At 30.3% G+C, this 19157-nt stretch carries 15 protein-coding genes, 7 tRNA genes and 1 riboswitch; of the genes, 19 read left to right on the top strand and 3 right to left on the bottom strand.

What is annotated here, in order from left to right; translation table 11 throughout:
* Positions 1-84: 84 nt before the first annotated feature.
* From spoIID to mreB, 4 genes are all read left to right on the top strand, one after another.
* Positions 85-1107, top strand: coding sequence for a stage II sporulation protein D (gene spoIID, locus AC2JAQ_RS13270; RefSeq protein WP_488456866.1), 1023 nt, complete (start codon positions 85-87; stop codon positions 1105-1107).
* A gap of 113 nt (positions 1108-1220) precedes the next feature.
* Positions 1221-1988: a peptidoglycan DD-metalloendopeptidase family protein gene (locus tag AC2JAQ_RS13265; RefSeq protein WP_488456865.1), complete on the top strand. Its 768-nt coding sequence runs from the start codon at positions 1221-1223 to the stop codon at positions 1986-1988.
* Between the two features lie 71 nt (positions 1989-2059).
* Positions 2060-2311 (top strand): sporulation transcriptional regulator SpoIIID, encoded by a 252-nt coding sequence (gene spoIIID / locus AC2JAQ_RS13260; protein WP_423240153.1) that lies wholly within the window; start codon positions 2060-2062, stop codon positions 2309-2311.
* 89 nt (positions 2312-2400) lie between these two features.
* Complete coding sequence (mreB, locus tag AC2JAQ_RS13255; protein ID WP_488456864.1) at positions 2401-3438, top strand: rod shape-determining protein MreB; 1038 nt, start codon at positions 2401-2403, stop codon at positions 3436-3438.
* Between the two features lie 38 nt (positions 3439-3476).
* Here mreB and yyaC read toward each other — a convergent pair whose 3' ends face one another.
* Positions 3477-4007: a spore protease YyaC gene (gene yyaC, locus AC2JAQ_RS13250; RefSeq protein WP_488456863.1), complete on the bottom strand. Its 531-nt coding sequence runs from the start codon at positions 4005-4007 to the stop codon at positions 3477-3479.
* A 106-nt stretch (positions 4008-4113) separates the two neighbouring features.
* Here yyaC and AC2JAQ_RS13245 point away from each other — a divergent pair, with 106 nt between their 5' ends.
* From AC2JAQ_RS13245 to metK, 9 genes are all read left to right on the top strand, one after another.
* The gene (locus AC2JAQ_RS13245) at positions 4114-4797 is read left to right on the top strand and encodes a hypothetical protein (RefSeq protein ID WP_488456862.1); all 684 of its coding nucleotides are present in this window, start codon (positions 4114-4116) and stop codon (positions 4795-4797) included.
* A 148-nt stretch (positions 4798-4945) separates the two neighbouring features.
* Positions 4946-5021, top strand: a tRNA-Thr gene (locus AC2JAQ_RS13240).
* Between the two features lie 5 nt (positions 5022-5026).
* A tRNA-Tyr gene (locus AC2JAQ_RS13235) sits at positions 5027-5112 on the top strand.
* Between the two features lie 4 nt (positions 5113-5116).
* A tRNA-Val gene (locus AC2JAQ_RS13230) sits at positions 5117-5192 on the top strand.
* Between the two features lie 18 nt (positions 5193-5210).
* Positions 5211-5286 (top strand) — tRNA-Thr (locus tag AC2JAQ_RS13225).
* Between the two features lie 5 nt (positions 5287-5291).
* A tRNA-Tyr gene (locus AC2JAQ_RS13220) sits at positions 5292-5377 on the top strand.
* 25 nt (positions 5378-5402) lie between these two features.
* Positions 5403-5478 (top strand) — tRNA-Thr (locus AC2JAQ_RS13215).
* Between the two features lie 5 nt (positions 5479-5483).
* Positions 5484-5569: transfer RNA gene (locus tag AC2JAQ_RS13210), tRNA-Tyr, on the top strand.
* Between the two features lie 76 nt (positions 5570-5645).
* Positions 5646-5752, top strand: a riboswitch (SAM riboswitch).
* A 257-nt stretch (positions 5753-6009) separates the two neighbouring features.
* Complete coding sequence (gene metK, locus AC2JAQ_RS13205; protein ID WP_488456861.1) at positions 6010-7185, top strand: methionine adenosyltransferase; 1176 nt, start codon at positions 6010-6012, stop codon at positions 7183-7185.
* A 124-nt stretch (positions 7186-7309) separates the two neighbouring features.
* Here the strand turns inward: metK and nagA are convergent, their stop codons facing one another.
* Positions 7310-8446 carry an N-acetylglucosamine-6-phosphate deacetylase gene (gene nagA / locus AC2JAQ_RS13200; protein ID WP_488456860.1) on the bottom strand — a complete coding sequence of 379 codons (1137 nt, stop codon included), beginning with the start codon at positions 8444-8446 and terminating at the stop codon, positions 7310-7312.
* A 136-nt stretch (positions 8447-8582) separates the two neighbouring features.
* Between nagA and recD2 the strand changes: the two genes are divergently transcribed.
* From recD2 to prfB, 6 genes are all read left to right on the top strand, one after another.
* Positions 8583-10817, top strand: coding sequence for an SF1B family DNA helicase RecD2 (gene recD2, locus AC2JAQ_RS13195; protein WP_488456859.1), 2235 nt, complete (start codon positions 8583-8585; stop codon positions 10815-10817).
* A 17-nt stretch (positions 10818-10834) separates the two neighbouring features.
* On the top strand, positions 10835-11797 hold the full coding sequence (locus AC2JAQ_RS13190; protein ID WP_488456858.1) for a hypothetical protein: 963 nt from the start codon (positions 10835-10837) through the stop codon (positions 11795-11797).
* A complete protein-coding gene (locus AC2JAQ_RS13185) occupies positions 11794-12432 on the top strand; it encodes a ComF family protein (RefSeq protein WP_488456857.1) in 639 nt (212 codons plus the stop codon). Before AC2JAQ_RS13190 ends, AC2JAQ_RS13185 begins: the two co-directional genes overlap by 4 nt.
* A 449-nt stretch (positions 12433-12881) precedes the next feature.
* Positions 12882-13421 carry a ribosome hibernation-promoting factor, HPF/YfiA family gene (gene hpf / locus AC2JAQ_RS13180; protein WP_488456856.1) on the top strand — a complete coding sequence of 180 codons (540 nt, stop codon included), beginning with the start codon at positions 12882-12884 and terminating at the stop codon, positions 13419-13421.
* Positions 13422-13653: 232 nt separating this feature from the next.
* Positions 13654-16176, top strand: a complete 2523-nt coding sequence (gene secA / locus AC2JAQ_RS13175) for a preprotein translocase subunit SecA (protein ID WP_488456855.1) — start codon at positions 13654-13656, stop codon at positions 16174-16176.
* A gap of 256 nt (positions 16177-16432) precedes the next feature.
* A protein-coding gene (prfB, locus tag AC2JAQ_RS13170; protein ID WP_488456854.1) for a peptide chain release factor 2 occupies positions 16433-17528 on the top strand; the annotation gives its coding sequence in 2 pieces (ribosomal slippage) (positions 16433-16510 and positions 16512-17528; 1095 coding nt in all).
* A gap of 164 nt (positions 17529-17692) precedes the next feature.
* Here prfB and AC2JAQ_RS13165 read toward each other — a convergent pair.
* Positions 17693-19036 (bottom strand): M28 family metallopeptidase, encoded by a 1344-nt coding sequence (locus tag AC2JAQ_RS13165; protein WP_488456853.1) that lies wholly within the window; start codon positions 19034-19036, stop codon positions 17693-17695.
* Positions 19037-19157: the final 121 nt, after the last annotated feature.

Genomic DNA, 19157 nt, shown 5'->3' with positions numbered 1-19157 from the left:
TATTTTTAAATAATTTTAATATGAGTTCGAGATTTTAAAGAATTAGCATATATATAGACTGTATTAATAGTTTTTGGAGGAGTTATGAGGATTAAAAGAAATTTAGAGGTAGTAATTTTTATTGGTTTTGTTATATTAAGTATATTCATTATACCTATATTATTTGGGTTTTTATCAAGTTCTAGTATTGCTGAAAGTAAGGATACAGATATAAAGAAAAATCAAAAGTTAACAGAATTAGTTAATATAAAAGAAGTTGAAGTTTACATATCTAAAGAAAATAAAGTTGAAAAGGTGCCTTTAGAGGATTATGTTTTATCTGTAGTTTCAAGTGAAATGCCTGCTTCTTTCCATGAAGAAGCTTTAAAAGCTCAGGCAGTTTTAGCTAGAACTTTTGTCATAAATAAAATGATTTCTGGATGTAGTAATATTAAGGAAGGAGATATTTGTGATACAACTCATTGTCAGGCGTATTTAGATATTAATAAAAGAAAAGAGTCTTGGGGAGAAAATGGAGAGGAGTATTTAAAAAAGATACAAGAAGCAGTGAAAAAAACTGAGGGTGAAATTTTATCTTATAATCAAGAATTAGTAAGATATCCACAATATTTTTCTACTAGCTCTGGAAATACGGAAGATGCAATTGCTGTATTCTCAGAAGATGTACCATATTTAAAATCAGTTGAGAGTCTTGGAGAAGAGATATCACCAAAGTATGAAAGTGAAGTTAGTATTCCAATAAATGATTTTAAGAATAGAATTAAAGAATCGATTCCTACTAGTAATTTAGGAGATAATATAAAAGAAGAAATAGAAATTTTAAATAGAAATACAGGGGGAACTGTAGATGACATAAAAATAGGGAAGGCTATAATTAAAGGAAAGGACTTTAGAAAAATATTTTCTTTAAATTCAGCCAATTTTACATTAGAGTTTTCAGAGAGTGTAGTAAGTATAAAGTGTTTAGGATATGGTCATGGGGTTGGAATGAGCCAGTGGGGAGCTAATGTAATGGGGAAGAATGGGAAAAAATATGATGAGATATTAGAACATTATTTTAAAGGAAGTAAGATAGAAAAAATTAATAAGGTTTTTATGTATAATTAATTAAAATCAACAAGCAAATATTTATTTGCTTGTTGATTTTTTTATGAAAAAAGATTTTTATATGTGTATTAATTTAGGATAAATGGACAGAATTAGTAACGGAGGTGTTGAAAATGAATAAAAAAGACCAATTTAAGAGATTTATTAAAAAGGATGGATTTTATGTAGTTTTATTTGTTTGCCTATGCTTAATAGCAACGGTTGGAGTAGTGGTAGCAAATAAGAGCGCGAATAACACAGGAGATGAAAGTATAGCAGAAAATAGTATAGAAAATACAGAGGATAATAGTGCTGCAACTGGTAATACATTTGATGATGCAGAGCTAGTTGAAGGAAAAACAGAGGATGTTGGTGATTCAGAAGAACATGCATCTAATGAAGAGAATGTAGAAGAAAAAGCTGAAGGAAACAATACAGATGAATCTGTGGCTACTTCAAACCAAAGCCAAAGTTTTATATCACCAGTTAAAGATGGAGTTATAACAAGAGTATATAACTTAGAGCCTAGATTAAATGAATCAGGTCAAAGTGCATCTGTTTATAAAGGTATAGATATTGAAGTTGCTGAAGGAACAGAGGTTTTAGCTATTAGTGATGGGAAGGTTGTAGAAGCAGGAAAAGGAAATTCAAAAGAAGGATGCTTTGTTAAGATAGAGCATCAAAATGGTGTTGTTGGATTTTATGGCAACTTAGATCCTGAAATAAAAGTTAAAGAGGGAGATACTGTTAAAAAAGGAGATTCTATAGGTAAAGTTGGAAGAACTATTCAAAATAGCCCAAGTGATAGAGTTTCTGAAACTTATTTAATGTTCCATATGGAAAATTCTAAAGAACCAGTAGATCCACAAAAATATTTAAAGGATATTCCAGTAAGAGAATAATTTAAGAGATAATCAGCTGCCCTTTAGGCAGCTGATTAAATAATAGTAATATTTTTAAGGAGGTAAGGTTCTTGAAAGATTATATTGAGGAAAGAGTTTTAGAAGTAGCTCAGTACATTATTCATTCAAGAGCTACTATACGGAAAACAGCTAAGGTTTTCGGAGTAAGTAAGAGTACTATACATAAAGATATGACTGAAAGGTTGCCTAAAATAAATCCAGATATAGCTGAAGAGGCAAAAAGTATATTGGATTTAAATAAGGCTGAAAGACATATAAGAGGTGGAAAAGCTACCAAGTTAAAGTATAAAATTGTTGAATGATAAAAATATTCCTTATATAATAAAAGTTAGTATTTATGTATAATTTTACGACAAAATAATGATTTTATTATATATTAGGGAGTGTAAGTATGTGGTTTTGGAGAAAAGGTACAGATATGGGCATAGATCTTGGGACAGCAACAGTTCTTGTCTATATGAAGGATAAAGGTATAGTCTTAAAAGAGCCATCAGTGGTAGCAATAGACAAAAATAAAAACAAAGTTTTAGCAGTAGGAGAAGCTGCAAGACAAATGATTGGTAGAACACCAGGAAATATAGTAGCATTAAGACCTATGAGAAATGGTGTAATATCAGATTATGAAATGACAGAAGCTATGTTAAAATATTTCATTAAAAAAGGTGTTGGAAATAGAAGAATATCAGCGCCAAAGGTTATGGTGTGCATACCTTCTCAAGCAACTGAAATAGAGAAAAGAGCAGTTATAGATGCTGCTAAGAATGCAGGAGCTAAAAATGTATATCTTATAGAAGAACCATTAGCTGCTGCAATAGGAGCTGGATTAGATATATCAAAGGCTAGTGGGCATATGGTTGTTGATATAGGTGGAGGAACTGCAGACATTGCTATAATATCTTTAGGTGGAATTGTTATTAGAGAATCTGTAAAGGTCGCTGGTGATAAATTTGATGAAGCTATAATTAAGTTTGTTAGAAATAAATACAGACTTATGATTGGTGAGAGAACTGCTGAAGAACTTAAAATAAATGTTGCAACAGTTGTAAAAGGCAATAGAAATGAACTAATGGAAGTAAAAGGGAGAAATTTAATAACTGGTCTGCCTGGAATTATAAAGGTAGATAGTGAAGAGCTTAGAGTAGCATTAAAAGATGAGGTAGGTATAATTGGTGAAGCTGTACATTCTGTTCTTGAAAAAACACCACCAGAATTAGCTGCTGATATAATTGAAGAAGGAATTCTTATGACTGGTGGAGGAGCTTTACTAAATGGTTTAGATAAATTCATTGAGCAAAGAACTGGTGTTAAGGTTAATGTAGCAGAAGATGCTGTAAGATGCGTAGCTGAGGGAACTGGAAAGGTTCTTAAATCTTTCGAAAAAATAAACTTAAGTATGGACGATTTAGAAGTAAAATTAATTGATGAATAAAATTAACCATATATCTCTTAATATTAAGAGATATATGGTTAATTTTTTTTTGTGCTTAAATAATAAGCGTGTATCAAAGCATCAACGATAACTTTAGCCATGTCTAAGATGAAGCTTAATCTAATAGGTCTACTAGTAAATAAATCTATATTTTCAGATGAATCAACTATTGCAATAATAGAAGTGTCGCCAACGCTTCTAAGAGTTTTTCCAACACCTTTTCCAGGGTGTATTGGTTCGTTTCTAGTATGAATTTCTCCAATAGATTTTGAATCTCCTAAACAGGCATCTATAGCTACTATTTTATATCCAGGATAATTTTTTAATATTTCAGTTATTTTTTTATCGAGATTAAGTGCATGTATAGGAGATTCAAGTGTTCCAAATACATTTAAGGGAAAGAATTTTTCTTTTAATAGAGTCCCAACTAGAGGTCCTAAACAATCACCTATACATTTATCTGTACCTATACATACTATTAATGTTTTTTCATCTATATAATCTTTTAAAAAATTTGAAATTTCATAATATGCTAAATAATGTTCGTAATAAGTTTTTATTTTTTTCAAGGCTTCACCCCCTGATTAATTATATGAAGGGATAATTAGAAATATTAAAGAGAAGTATAAAAAAGATTTTAGGTGGCAATTATTAAAAGAGGAGGTGAATGTATTAATGAATAGAGGGGTTTTAAGTTTTTTAATACTTTTTTTTACTACAATTACAATGGGGATTATGTTGTACCTTGTTAATTTAAATTTTGAACACAATCAAAAATTTGAAGTTAATAGGATAGAAGAAGAAAGCAAGAATTATTTAGATGAAAACAGTAATAAAAATAAAGAGTATAATAAAATTGAAGAAAAAAAAGAAAAAGAAGATAATAATAATAAATTGGATGAAAATAATAATTATGATGCAAAAGAAAGAGATATTTTTGATGAGTATGAATCTGAAATAGAAAAAAAAGAAGAGGCTATAGAAGAAAAAATTGAAGAGTCTGTAAAGGAGATTGAGAAAAATAAAGGTAATAAAGGTAAGGATAATTTTAATGTAGAGAGTTCTTTGGAAGAAGAAAGCGAAGAGGTTTTTAAAATGGATAAATTCTCAATTCCAAAAAAAATAGCAAAATCGGATAAATTTAAACTAATATCTATAGCTAAAAATTTATCTATATCAGACTATGGAATATTATTAGAGCACATTAAAAGAAGCGATGAGCTTGATGCTGCGGTTGATATATTTAGAATCTTAAAGGATAAATTGGAAGAGAAAGAATACAAGGAAATGAAAGATATATTGAGTCCATATATAAATATTGAATTGATTGAAGAAAATATACAATTAAAAAAGAAGTAAATAAAAGATATATTGAGAAAATCGAAAATAACTTAACATAATTGCTGGAAATGACCTGAAATTGAGTTTGAAATAAAAAGCATAACAATATATACTAAGTCTTGTCGATTGGCGATGAGCCAAAACGACAAAGAAAAACAATAAATGTGCTGGTGTGGCTCAATTGGCAGAGCAGCTGACTTGTAATCAGCAGGTTATCGGTTCAAGTCCGATCATCAGCTCCATAAGTGGTGGAATTCCCGAGTGGCCAAAGGGGGCAGACTGTAAATCTGTTGTCGGACGACTTCGAAGGTTCGAATCCTTCTTCCACCACCAATAAGGTCGCATAGCTCAGCTGGGAGAGCACCTGCCTTACAAGCAGGGGGTCACAGGTTCGATCCCTGTTGCGACCACCATTAAAAATTAATAAATGTGCTGGTGTGGCTCAATTGGCAGAGCAGCTGACTTGTAATCAGCAGGTTATCGGTTCAAGTCCGATCATCAGCTCCACATGTGGTGGAATTCCCGAGTGGCCAAAGGGGGCAGACTGTAAATCTGTTGTCGGACGACTTCGAAGGTTCGAATCCTTCTTCCACCACCATTTATTTAAAACAAAATATTGATATGCTGGTGTGGCTCAATTGGCAGAGCAGCTGACTTGTAATCAGCAGGTTATCGGTTCAAGTCCGATCATCAGCTCCATATGTGGTGGAATTCCCGAGTGGCCAAAGGGGGCAGACTGTAAATCTGTTGTCGGACGACTTCGAAGGTTCGAATCCTTCTTCCACCACCAGCAAGAGACACTTGAGAATAGTGTCTCTTTGTTTAAAATAATATCTTAATAAAATAGAATATTTAGTATTTATATACTCTTATCCAGAGAGGTGGAGGGAAAAAGGCCCTATGAAACCCGGCAACCAGTGAGAAGTCACCACGGTGCCAATTCCGGTAAAGAATTTTCTTTACAAGATGAGAGAAGATAAATTTAGTGTATAACTAGAATCTCTTCTTAAATCTTTTAAAGGTTTAGAAGAGATTTTTTTGTTAATAAAATATATCTTAAAAGCGCGCATTAAGATATATAACTTTTTTAAATAAAAGATTAAAGATATTATTTTAGATAGTTGGAAAGAATAATTTAATGAATAATTAAAAAAACAGGGTTGAAATAAATAAAAAGTGAAAGGGGTGAATCGGCTATCTTATTTAAGATAGTAAGATAGCGTTATAGCCATGAGAAGATTATTTACATCAGAATCAGTTACTGAAGGACATCCAGATAAAATATGTGACCAAATTTCAGATGCAGTTTTAGATGCTATATTTGAAAAAGATCCAAATGCAAGAGTTGCTTGCGAAACAGCTGTTACTACAGGATTAGTAATGGTAATGGGAGAAATAACAACTAACTGTTATGTTGATATTCCTAAAATAGCTAGAGAAACTATAAAAAACATAGGATATGATAGAGCCAAGTATGGTTTCGACTGTGAAACTTGTTCAGTTATGACTACAATAGATGAGCAATCATCAGACATAGCTATGGGAGTTGATGAAGCTCTAGAATCAAGAGCTGGTGAAAAAATAGATATAGACGCAGTAGGAGCAGGAGACCAAGGAATGATGTTTGGTTTTGCTACTAATGAAACTGAAGAATATATGCCAGCACCAATTGCTATGGCTCATAGATTATCAAGAAGATTAACAGAAGTAAGAAAGAACGGAACTTTACCTTACTTAAGACCAGACGGAAAAACACAAGTTACTGTTGAATATGAAAATGATAAACCAGTTAGAATAGATGCAATAGTAATTTCAACACAACATGGTCCAGAAGTATCTCAAGAGCAAATACAAGCTGATTTAATGGAACATGTTATAAAAGCTGTTATACCAGCAGAGTTATTAGATGAAAATACTAAGTATTACATAAATCCAACAGGAAGATTCGTTATCGGTGGACCTCAAGGTGATGCTGGATTAACAGGAAGAAAGATCATAGTTGATACTTATGGTGGATATGGAAGACACGGTGGTGGTGCTTTCTCAGGAAAAGATCCAACTAAGGTTGATAGATCAGCTGCATATGCTGCTAGATGGGTGGCTAAAAACTTAGTTGCTGCAGGCGTGGCAGATAAATTAGAAGTTCAAGTTGCGTATGCTATTGGTGTTGCTAGACCAGTATCAATTATAGTAGATACTTTCGGAACTGGAAAAGTATCAGATGAAGAAATAGTTAATATAATAAATAAAGTATTTGATTTAAGACCAGGTGCTATAATAAGAGACCTAGACTTAAGAAGACCTATCTATAAGCAAACAGCTGCTTATGGACATTTTGGAAGAACAGACTTAGATCTTCCATGGGAAAAATTAGATAAAGTTGAGGAAATAAAAAAATACCTTTAATACAAATAAAAGCTTAGGATGTTCTTCCTAAGCTTTTTAATTTTTATAGAATTTATTTTATAATATATTTAAATATTTAAAATTAAGAAATAAAAACACTTTGGTATCCCAAAGTGTTTTTTTATTAAGCTTTATGAACTAATTTTCCATTAACTATTACATATTTTATATCTATGTTTTCATCAAAAAGAATTAAGTCGGCGTCGTAACCTTCTTTAATTAGTCCTTTTCTATCAGCAACTTTGCAATGTTTAGCACCATTGAAAGTAGCCATTTTTATAACTTCATTAAGTGAATAATCAGTGTTGTTAAAGATATTTTTAACTGCCACATCTAGAGTTAATATTGATCCTGCTAAAGATCCACTTAATAGTCTTGCAGCTCCATCTTTAACTTCAACATCTTGACCACCTAAAGAATACATTCCATCAGGCATACAGCAAGCCATCATGGCATCAGTTATTAATAAAACTTTATCTGTTCCTTTTTGTTTGTATGCAACTCTTAAACTTGGGTATGATATATGAATACCATCTGAGATTGTTTCTGTAGTTATTTCACTATCAAAAACAGCACCTACAACCCCAGGTTCTCTATGAGTGAATGGTGTCATGGCATTAAATAAGTGAGTAGCATGAGAACATCCACATTTTATTCCTTCCATAGCTTCTTCATAAGTAGCTTTTGTGTGTCCCATTGAAACAACGATACCTTTTTCACTTAAGAATTTAGTAAGTTCTTTAGCACCATCTACTTCTGGAGCAAGAGTTATTGAAACAACGTCATCTTCATTTTCTCCAACTAACTTATAGAAGTTTTCCTTTGTTGGAGGTATTAAGAAGTCTGGGTTTTGAGCTCCGATAGCACTTGGGCTTATGAATGGTCCTTCTAAGTGAGCTCCTAAAACATTAGCTCCATCTGTACCTTCAGTTTTTGCTTTATGGATAGCTTCCATTGATTTGCACACATCTTCAGCAGCTACTGTCATTGTTGTTGGTAAGAATGAAGTAGTACCATGTTTAACTATAACTTTTGAAATTTCATTAATAGCTTCATAAGTACCATCCATAGTATCGTGTCCGCCAGCTCCATGTATATGAACATCTATAAATCCAGGAGATACATAAAGTCCTTGTCCATCTAGTATTTCACAATTAGTTTCTTCTTTTGGGTTTATAGCTTTAATCTTTCCATTTTCTAATAGTATATTTCCAGGTTCAATTCTATCTAAATATACTATGTTACAATTTTTTATTAACATACGAATCACCTTCCTCATAATAATCTTAAGATTTAAATTTGACTAAGTCAATAAAATGAGCTTCATGATTTAAAATAAATAATTGTGATATAATTAATAGTAATAATAATTTAAGAGAAACCTTTTAGGAGGTAATATGGAAGCATTAAATGGAATAGTTGAAAGTATAGTATTTAAAAGCTCTGATACAGGGTATACAGTTATAAAGTTTAGAGAAAATAATAATATTCATACGGCAGTTGGTGTATTACCACATGTGAGAGAAGGACAAAATTTAAAACTTTCAGGAAGTTGGGTTAATCATTCTCAGTTTGGAAAGCAGTTTAAGGTGGAAGAATGTGAAGAGATATTGCCGACTTCGAAGGATGGAATAGAGAAGTATTTATCTTCTGGAATAATACAAGGAATAGGTCCAGTCACAGCTAAAAAGATAGTAAATACATTTGGAGAAGATACGCTTAATATTTTAGATAATAGTATAGAAAGATTAAAAGAAATAGAGGGAATTGGTAAGAAAAAGTTAGAGACAATAATTGAATCTTATCAAGAGCAGAGAGAGCTAAAAAATATAACTATATTTTTACAAACTCACGGATTAAGCGTAAATCAATGCTTAAAAATTTATAAAAAATATGGTTCTAGTTCAGTTGAGACAGTTAAGAATAATCCTTACGTACTTTGTGATGAAATTTCAGGAATAGGATTTAAAACATCTGATAAAATAGCTAGAAGTTTAGGAGTAGAGATTGATTCTCATTTTAGAATTCAAAGTGGTATAAGATATGTAATAAATGAATTTTGTGCAAATGGGCATACTTTCATGCCTAAGGATGAACTTATAAAGGAAGCAAGCAATGTGTTAACTGTAAGTGGAGATATAATAGAAGAAAATATAAAGAATGCAGCTTTAGATAGAAAAATAAAGTTAGAGAAGGTTAATAATAAAGAAGGTGTTTTCACAATACCTAACTATTATTGTGAACTTGGAATAACTAATAGAATTTTAACCTTAGCTATAAGCAATTTTCAAAATATAAATGTAGATGTAGATCACTTAATAGCTCAGTTTGAAAATAAAAATAATATAACTTTTGCAGAATCTCAGAAAGATGCTATAATAAGTGCTTTTCAAAATGGAATAGAGATAATAACTGGGGGACCAGGAACAGGAAAAACTACTATAATAAAGTGTATAATTGAAATTTTTGAAACTTGCGGATTAAAAGTTCTTTTGGGAGCACCTACTGGAAGAGCTGCAAAGAGAATGAGTGAGTCTACAGGAAAAGAAGCAACGACAATACATAGAATGCTTGATATGGGAGTTTTTGAAAAAGAAGAAAGTGTTTTTGTCACGAATACAGAAGAACATTCATTAGAAGCAGATGTAGTAATAATAGATGAGGCATCCATGATTGATATAACACTTATGAATGCTTTGCTTAAATCTATTAAAGTTGGAACTAGACTTATAATAGTTGGTGATGTTGATCAGCTTCCATCAGTAGGGGCTGGAAATGTTTTAAATGACTTTATAGAGAGTGGATTTACTAAGGTTGTACGTTTAAAAGAAATTTTCAGACAGGGAAAAGAAAGTATGATTGTTGTGAATGCACATAAAATAAATAAGGGAGAAATGCCTAAATTAAATGAAAAAGGTACTGATTTCTTTTTTATAAAAAATGATATTCAAGAAGGAATATTAAATACAATAATAGATTTAATAAACACTAGATTGCCTAAGTTTAATTCAAATTGGGATAAGTTAAAAAGTATTCAGGTTTTAGTTCCTATGAAAAAAGGTGTTTTAGGAGTTACAAATTTAAATGAAAAAATACAAAGTGTCTTAAATCCAAAAGCTCCATATAAAAAGGAAAAAGAGTTTAGAAGTATGATATTTAGAGAGGGAGACAAGGTTATGCAAATAAAAAATAACTACTCTCTAAAGTGGACTAGAATAGCTGGAAAAGGGGAACATGAAGGTGCTGGAGTATTTAATGGAGATATGGGATTTATAGAAAGCATAGATTTAGAAGGGAAAAAATTATCTATAATATTTGATGATGAAAGAAAAGTTATTTATGATTTTATGTATTTAGATGAATTAGATTTAGCCTACGCAATTACTATACATAAAAGTCAAGGAAGTGAGTTCCCAGTAGTAATAATACCAGCTTATATGGGAGCACCATTACTTATGAATAGAAATTTATTATATACAGGAATAACAAGAGCGAAAGAAATGGTAGTAGTTGTTGGAATACCAAAAGCATTAAAATATATGGTTGATAACACAAGGAGTATGGAACGTTATTCTTCTTTAAATTGGAGAATAAAAGAAGTAATATCAAATGATGTTTTTGAACAAGATTAAATTAGGAGGATTTTGATGTGAGTTTATATGGTGATAATTTCAAAATTGAGAATAGGTATGGCAATACATTGAAAAAGTGGTATGTGAAAAGTGATGAAAGATTTATAAATTTAATATGTGAACCATATCAAAGTTTAAATTTTATATATGATTTAGTTAATGAATGTTTAAGAAATAGTGAAAAAGTATTATATGTAGGGAAAAGCAGAAAAATCTGTAGTAGTGAAGAAGTAAATTCAATCAATTTTGAGTTTGAATCATTTAATAATATTTTTAATATTAAAAAGAAGTTTGATTTAATAATATATGATGATGTAAGTTCTTACTCAAGTAAAAGTAGTATAGAATGTAGTGAGGATTTAATATATTTAAAACGTTTATCCCAAAAGATAATAATATGTTCAGTGGATAAGATTTTTAATAATATAAATCACATGGAGATATTAAACCAAGAAAGAAAAACTCATTTTTTAGAACCAAGATTAATAACAACTAGATTAAACTTAATAAATTCAATGCCTTATGCCTTATATAGTTATATTGAATGGTTTATAAGAGAAAAAAGAGTTTTAGTTGTGTATGTGCCAAATGAAGTTAATTTAAATAAAATATATGAATATTACACAGAGGATTTAAATTTAGGAAATAAGGTTAAAATAGTAAAAGAGGATAAAAAAAATTCTCTTTTACAAGTAATAAATGAAAGTATATTTAAAAAAGAGGGAATTATTTTTATAACAGACTCATTGCATGAATATTTTGATTCTATTCCTAATTGTGATTTAATTATTTATTCTTTTGAACAAGAATTTATTGATTACAAAAAAATAATATTTGCATGTGGTGCTTTATGTAAAAATAAGTGTATAGGAAAAGAAATAATATTATTAAGCAATGATGAAAATGAAAATATAGAAACTGCTAGGAGGTTAGCAAGAAGCTTTAATGAAACTTTATGGAGACATGCAAAAATAAGGTGAATTATTTTTTTCAATGCTTATTAGAAGCTATTTATCCAACAGAAGAAAAATGCTACATATGCAATAAAGAAAGTAAAAAAATAATTTGTGATAAATGTAAAGGAGAAATACCAAAGATAAAAGATATATTGATTATTGAAGGATGCACAGTGATGGTGTGTTCCTATTATTCTTTTATAGTTAAAGATTTAATATTAAGATTTAAATATAAAGGTGATTTTCATGCCGGAGAAATATTAGTGCTACTCTTAGAAGAAAAGATTAAAGAAACAAATTTGAGTATTGACTTTATAACATATGTTCCAGTAGCGAAGGATGCACTTAAAAAGAAAGAATTCAATCAATGTGAATTTTTAGCTAAGGAATTAGCTAAGAGGTTAGATGTTAAAGCTATAGAAACATTAAAAAAGAAAAATAAAATTAAAGAACAAAAATCACTATCTAAAGAAGAAAGAGAAAAAAATATAAGAGATGCCTTTAAACTTAAGGAAAATGAAAGTTTACAAGGAAAGAGTATTTTGCTTTTAGATGATGTTATGACAACAGGTGCCACTCTGAAATCTTGTATAAGAGAATTAAAAAAAATAAAAGATATTAAAATTTTTTTATTGACTATTGCAAAAAGTAATATATAATATTAATGTAGCTAGGTTTGTGGTTGAAAGTCGATGCCAGTCGCAGGCGAAACGATCCACGTAAGTTAAACAAAGTTTTAATGAGCATGGTGCGGCTTAGAAGTAAGACCTACCAGCCAATAAAGGCTGAGAGGGTTAGTAGTGAGAGGTTGATTCCGGGTAGCGAAAGCTCCAGTAGGCGAGTGTGGGGTCAAAGACCAGGTCAGCTAGCTATAAAAAAGGACTATGATTTTCATGGTCCTTTTTTAATTTTTGTCAAGTTGCATTAACCATAAAAAATTTAAGCAAAGCGAAGATTTAATAAGAGATGTATTCACTAGATGTTAAAATTTTCAGTAAATTAAGAAAATTTAAGCTTGTATAAATAGCTATAAGAGAGTACAATTATATTATAAAATTAAAACCTTTACATTAATTAAGGTTATCTGTTTTTGAAAGGGGCTGACAATATGAAAGTAACAGTATATGCTAAAAATATAGAGTTAACAAATGCTTTAAAGGATTCCGTAGAGAAAAAGATATCCAAGCTAAGCAAGTATTTTGAACCAGGAGTTGAAGCAAAGGCCACTTTAAGCGTAGAAAAAAATAAGCAAATCATAGAAGTTATGATTCCTTTTAATGGAATATTATTAAGAGGTGAAGAATCTACTGATGATATGTATAAGTCAATAGACTTAGTTGAAGAAAAAATCGAAAGACAAATAAGAAAACAAAAAACTAGATTATCAAAGAAAAATAGATATGATTCATTAAGATTTGCTCATATAGATCCAATAGAAGATTTAAAAGGAGAAAAAGAATCAACAATAGTTAAAACTAAAAGATTTGATGTTAAACCAATGGGAGCTGAAGAGGCAGTCTTACAAATGGAACTTATAGGACATGATTTCTTTGTTTTCCAAGATGCAGATACCAATCAATTAAATGTAGTTTATAAGAGAAAAGACGGAAACTATGGATTAATTGAACCAGGATTAGGAGAAGATTAAATATTAATATAAGAAAAGATGTAGGTTTACGCCTACATCTTTTTACTTTTATGTAAAAGTTTTATCTAAATTATTACATTTATTGAAAATTGGTTATTATAAATGTTATAATCTAATAAGAATTATTTTAAATATTTTCTTAGGAAAAGTTAGAATATTGTATATATATGTTATAATTAAATAATTATTAGAATATTAAGCATATAAGAAAGTAGAATTGAGGGATAGTATAATGGGATTATTTGATAAAATATTTGGAAGTTATAGCGATAGAGAAGTTAAAAGAATAACACCTATTGTAGACAAAATAGATTCGCTTGGACCTGAAATGGAAAAACTATCTGATGAAGAATTAAAGCAAAAAACATTTGAGTTTAAAGATAGATATGCTAAAGGAGAAAGCTTAGATGATATGCTTCCAGAAGCTTTTGCTGTTTGTAGAGAGGCATCAACAAGAGTTTTAGGAATGAAACACTATAGAGAGCAATTAATTGGTGGTACAGTATTACACCAAGGAAGAATAGCTGAGATGAAAACTGGTGAAGGTAAAACATTAGTTGCTACTTTACCTGTTTATTTAAATGCTTTAGCTGGCAAAGGTGTTCATGTAATCACAGTCAATGACTACTTAGCAACAAGAGATAAAGAGTGGATGGGGCAATTATATGAATTCTTAGGATTAACTACTGGGGTTATAGTTCATGGATTAACTAATGATCAAAGAAGAGAAGCATATAATGCAGATATAACTTATGGAACAAATAATGAGTTTGGATTCGATTATTTAAGAGATAACATGGTTATTTACAAGGAAGAAAGAGTTCAAAGACCATTACACTACTGTATAGTGGATGAGGTTGACTCAATTCTTATAGATGAAGCAAGAACTCCTCTTATAATATCAGGAGCTGGAAGTAAATCAACAGATCTTTATAAGATAGCTGATTTCTTTGTTAAGAAATTAAGAGAAGAAGAAGATTATACAATAGATGAAAAAGCACATGCTGCAATGCTTACTGATAAAGGGGTTGCAGAGGCAGAAAAAGCTTTTGGAATAGAAAACTACGCAGATGCTAATAACATGGAGTTACAACACCATATTACTCAAGCATTAAAGGCTAACTATGTAATGAAGAGAGATAAAGATTACATGGTTAAAGATGATGAAATAGCTATAGTTGATGAATTTACAGGAAGACTTATGGAAGGTAGAAGATATTCAGATGGTCTTCACCAAGCTATTGAAGCTAAGGAAGGTGTTAAAGTTCAAAGAGAATCTAAGACTTTAGCAACTATAACATTCCAAAACTATTTCAGAATGTACACTAAATTAGCAGGTATGACAGGTACTGCTCTTACTGAGGAAACTGAGTTTAGAGAAATATATGGATTAGACGTTGTGGTTATTCCAACTCATAGACCAGTTCAAAGGGAAGACCACTCAGATTTAGTATTTAAAACTGCTAAAGGAAAATATGATGCTATAGTAGAAGAAATTATAGAAACTCATAAAACTGGTCAGCCAGTTCTTGTTGGTACAACAAGTATAGAAAAATCAGAGTATCTTTCTGCTTTATTAAAAAGAAAAGGTGTTCCACATAAAGTCTTAAATGCTAGATACCATGAGCAAGAGGCTGAAATTGTATCTCATGCAGGTGAATTAGGTAACATAACAATTGCAACTAATATGGCAGGTAGAGGTACTGATATTAAGCTTGGAGAAGGCGTTTTAGAAGTTGGTGGTTTAAAAATCATAGGAACTGAAAGACATGAGTCAAGAAGAATAGATAACCAGTTAAGAGGACGTTCTGGTCGTCAAGGAGATAAGGGTCATTCAAGATTCTACATCTCTTTAGAAGATGATTTAATGAGAATATTTGGTTCAGAAAAGCTTCAATCTGTTGTTGATAGATTAGGATTAGAAGAATCAGAAGCTATTGAAAGTAAAATGGTTACTAAATCAATAGAAAATGCTCAAAAGAAAGTAGAAGGTAATAACTTTGATATAAGAAAGACATTATTAGGATATGATGATGTTATGAATAAGCAAAGAGAAGTTATCTACAAACAAAGATCTCAAGTTTTAGAAGGTGAAAACTTAGAAGATAGCGTTCAGGCTATGATTGAGGATGTTATAACTAATGCGGTTCAATCTCACTTAGCAAATGTAGATGAGATGGAATTTGAAAAAGAACTTGGTGATTTAATCAAGTACTTAGAAGATATAATGTTACCACATGGTAGATTTACTGTGGAAGATTTAAAAACTTCATCAGATGAAGAAATAACTAGAAAATTCATTGAATGTGCTAGGGAAGTTTACAAAGAAAAAGAAGACTTCGTTGGTGCAGAACAAATGAGAGAAATCGAAAGGGTTATAATATTAAGAGTTGTTGATACTAAATGGATGGATCACATAGATGATATGGATCATTTAAAACAAGGTATTGGTTTAAGAGCTTATAAGCAACAAGACCCAACTCAAGCATATCAAATGGAAGGTAGTGCTATGTTTGATGAAATGATAAATAACATCAAAATAGACACAGTAAGATACTTATTCCATGTAAAAGTTGAAGCTGAGAAACCACAAAGAGAAAGAGTTGCTCAAGAAACAGGGGCAAGTCATGGTGGAGACTCATCTGAAGTTAAGAAAAAACCAATTAAAAAAGAGCCTAAAGTAGGTAGAAATGATTTATGCCCATGTGGAAGTGGTAAGAAATATAAATCATGTTGTGGAAGAGAAGTAGTTTAATATATAAAAAGCCTTTGCAATTAGTGCGAAGGCTTTTTGTTTTAAAATTACATTTTATTATTTTATAAATATGAGAAAGAAAAAAATTAAGTTTTAATAGCCTAAAATTAAAAAATATTAGCGTAACTAGATAAAGTGAATTGAATTTAGGAAATAAAACTATTTTTAAAACAAATATCATTTTATTGTTTTAAAGAACAATAAAATGATATACTCTATAATATGAAAAATAATTAAAGATAGAGGTGAAGTTTTTATGATTATGGAACTTGAAAGTCAATTATCAAAGTTGCATGAACTAAAAAATAATTTAAAGGAAATGGGGGCTTCACTTTGACTTAGCATCTTTAGAGAAGAAGAGTGAAGAACTTGAGTTAAAGATGCAAGAGACGGGATTTTGGGATGATGTCCAAAAGGCTCAAGAAGTAACCCAAGAAGCAAAAAGAGTAAAGGATAAAATAGATAAGTTTAAAAGTTTAAATCAGAGAATAGATGATGTAGAAGTTTTAAAAGAACTTATGGAAGAAAATGATCAGGAAACAGCTCAAGAAATAATAAGTGAAGTTAAAGCTTTAAGTAAAGAGATAGATGCATTAAAAATAGAAACTATATTATCAGGTGAATATGACAGAAATGATGCCATATTAACTTTACATACTGGAGTCGGTGGAAGTGATGCTAATGACTGGACTGAAATGCTCCTTAGAATGTATACAAGATGGTGTGAAAAGAAAGGATATTCATTAGAAACTATTGATTATCTTCCAGGTGATGAAGCAGGTGTTAAAAGTGTTACTTTAAAAGTTAAAGGTGAGTTTGCTTATGGTTATTTAAAAGCAGAAAAAGGAATACATAGATTAGTTAGAATATCTCCTTTTAATGCTAATGGAAAAAGACAAACTTCCTTTGCTTCAGTAGAGGTTTTACCAGAATTAACATCAGATCAAGATATTGAAATAAATCCAGTTGATTTAAGGATTGATACTTATAGAGCAGGTGGTGCTGGAGGTCAGCACGTAAATAAAACGGAATCAGCAGTAAGAATTACTCATATTCCAACTGGGATAGTGGTTCAATGTCAAAATGAAAGAAGTCAGTTTTCAAATAGAGATACTGCCATGGCAATGTTAAAATCCAAGCTTATAGAGCTTAAAGAGAGAGCGCATAAGGAAAAAATAGAAGATTTAACAGGTGAGCTTAAAGATATGGGATGGGGTAGTCAGATAAGAAGTTATGTTTTCCATCCATATTCAATGGTTAAGGATCATAGAACTAATGTTGAAACATCAAACGTAAATGCTGTTATGGATGGGGATATAGATAACTTTATAATTGCATACTTAAATTCATAATAGAATTAAAAAGAACTAAAAGCTAACATAGTTTCATAAAAGCTTTTAGTTCTTTTAATTTTGGCGCTGTTTTAAAATAGTGCTGATTTTTCTATAGAACAGTAGCACTATATTAATGAGCTGCTAATATTACCTTTCTTTAAAACGGAGATTTTATCTTGAAGTTAAATTTTAAGCTTTAGTACTATACAAATTAGGATTGATAATACTAAAAGTATAAGAATTTTTGAATCTAATAAAAATAAGCCTGCTGATGAATAGGATGAGGAAAAGATTTCACTCCATACTACAGAGAAACTTCTATCTATAGCTGTAGGACTTATATACTCAATGGTATCCTCAGGAGTATGAATTCTTGTAATATCTCCATCATTCATCGTTATTGAATCAAAGCCTTCCTTAATAAAACTAGCGTGATCAGAAGAATCTTTATTTTCTATTATGTTAGTTATTTTTTTTTGATTACAAATTTCACAAAGTCTATCTAGAAGAGGACTATGAATACAATTGTCTTCACCACTCATAAAAGTAAGAGGGACGTTTTTATCGCTACCTATCATATCGAAATTGATAACTGTTGCTCCTTTTAATGAAGATTTATTTTCTTCGGCAAAGTTTTTAGAACCTAATAATCCAAATTCCTCTGCATTTAATGAGACAATAATAATATCTCTTGATGGCTGAGGTAATGAAGCTAGGAAAGAGCCTAATTCTAATAAGAAGGAAGCACCAGAGGCATTATCTAAAGCTCCTCTATAGATTTCCCCGGAAATACCTTTACCCATATGATCAAAGTGAGCTGTTAGGACTAAAGGTGGTAAAAATGGATTCTTACCTTTTATAACTCCAGCAACATTATTTACCTCTTTTTCTTCAACCTTATAAGGAAGAAAACAGTCAATTCTGTATCCTTTATCTAAATAGAGCTCTAATTCTTTTATAAGATCTGGAGCAACTAATACATATAAATCACAAGGTGTATTTTCAATAAAAGAGCTTCTAAAATTAAAGGAATCTATTGGTGATGAAAGAAAGACAACACTGTCATTTGAAGACGAGGTTCCCTTTATTGCAGAAGAAATTACTTTAAATTCATTGGTGTTATCAAAGCTTATATTATTTACTCTAAAATTTATAAATGCTTCTTTAAAATCTACTCCGTACTTATAAGAAACTATTAAATTGTTATTCTTATCATAAACTTTAAGATAGGGCTCACCTTCAATCAATATAGGAGCTTTTACCTTAAAATCTTGAAGATAAGTAGAATTAAATTCTTGTATATTAGACTCAATAAAAGATTTTTCAATAAAATCTTGAGCTAAATAGTTTCCTTTATTTCCACAAAGTCTACCTTCCAGTTCATCAGAAGTTAAATATTCTATATTATTTAAAACTTCTTTTCTTTCAAAGGGATTAAATTTATTTCTGTAAACTAAAGAGAAATTTATCATAAGAATAAGTGCACAAAGAAGCACATTTATAATTGCTATATATAATTTTTTCATATTTGCCTCCATAAAGATTAGGTTATAATTAAAGGTATGAAATAGAAATTATGTTTATTCAAAAAATTACCATTAATCTTGAATTAATAATTGGAAGTAATATAATAATAAAATAAGGTTT

The sequence above is a fragment of the Clostridium sp. LIBA-8553 genome (assembly GCF_057782465.1).
Note: the sequence above shows the minus strand (reverse complement) of the source record. Positions and strands in the feature narration are given on the sequence as shown.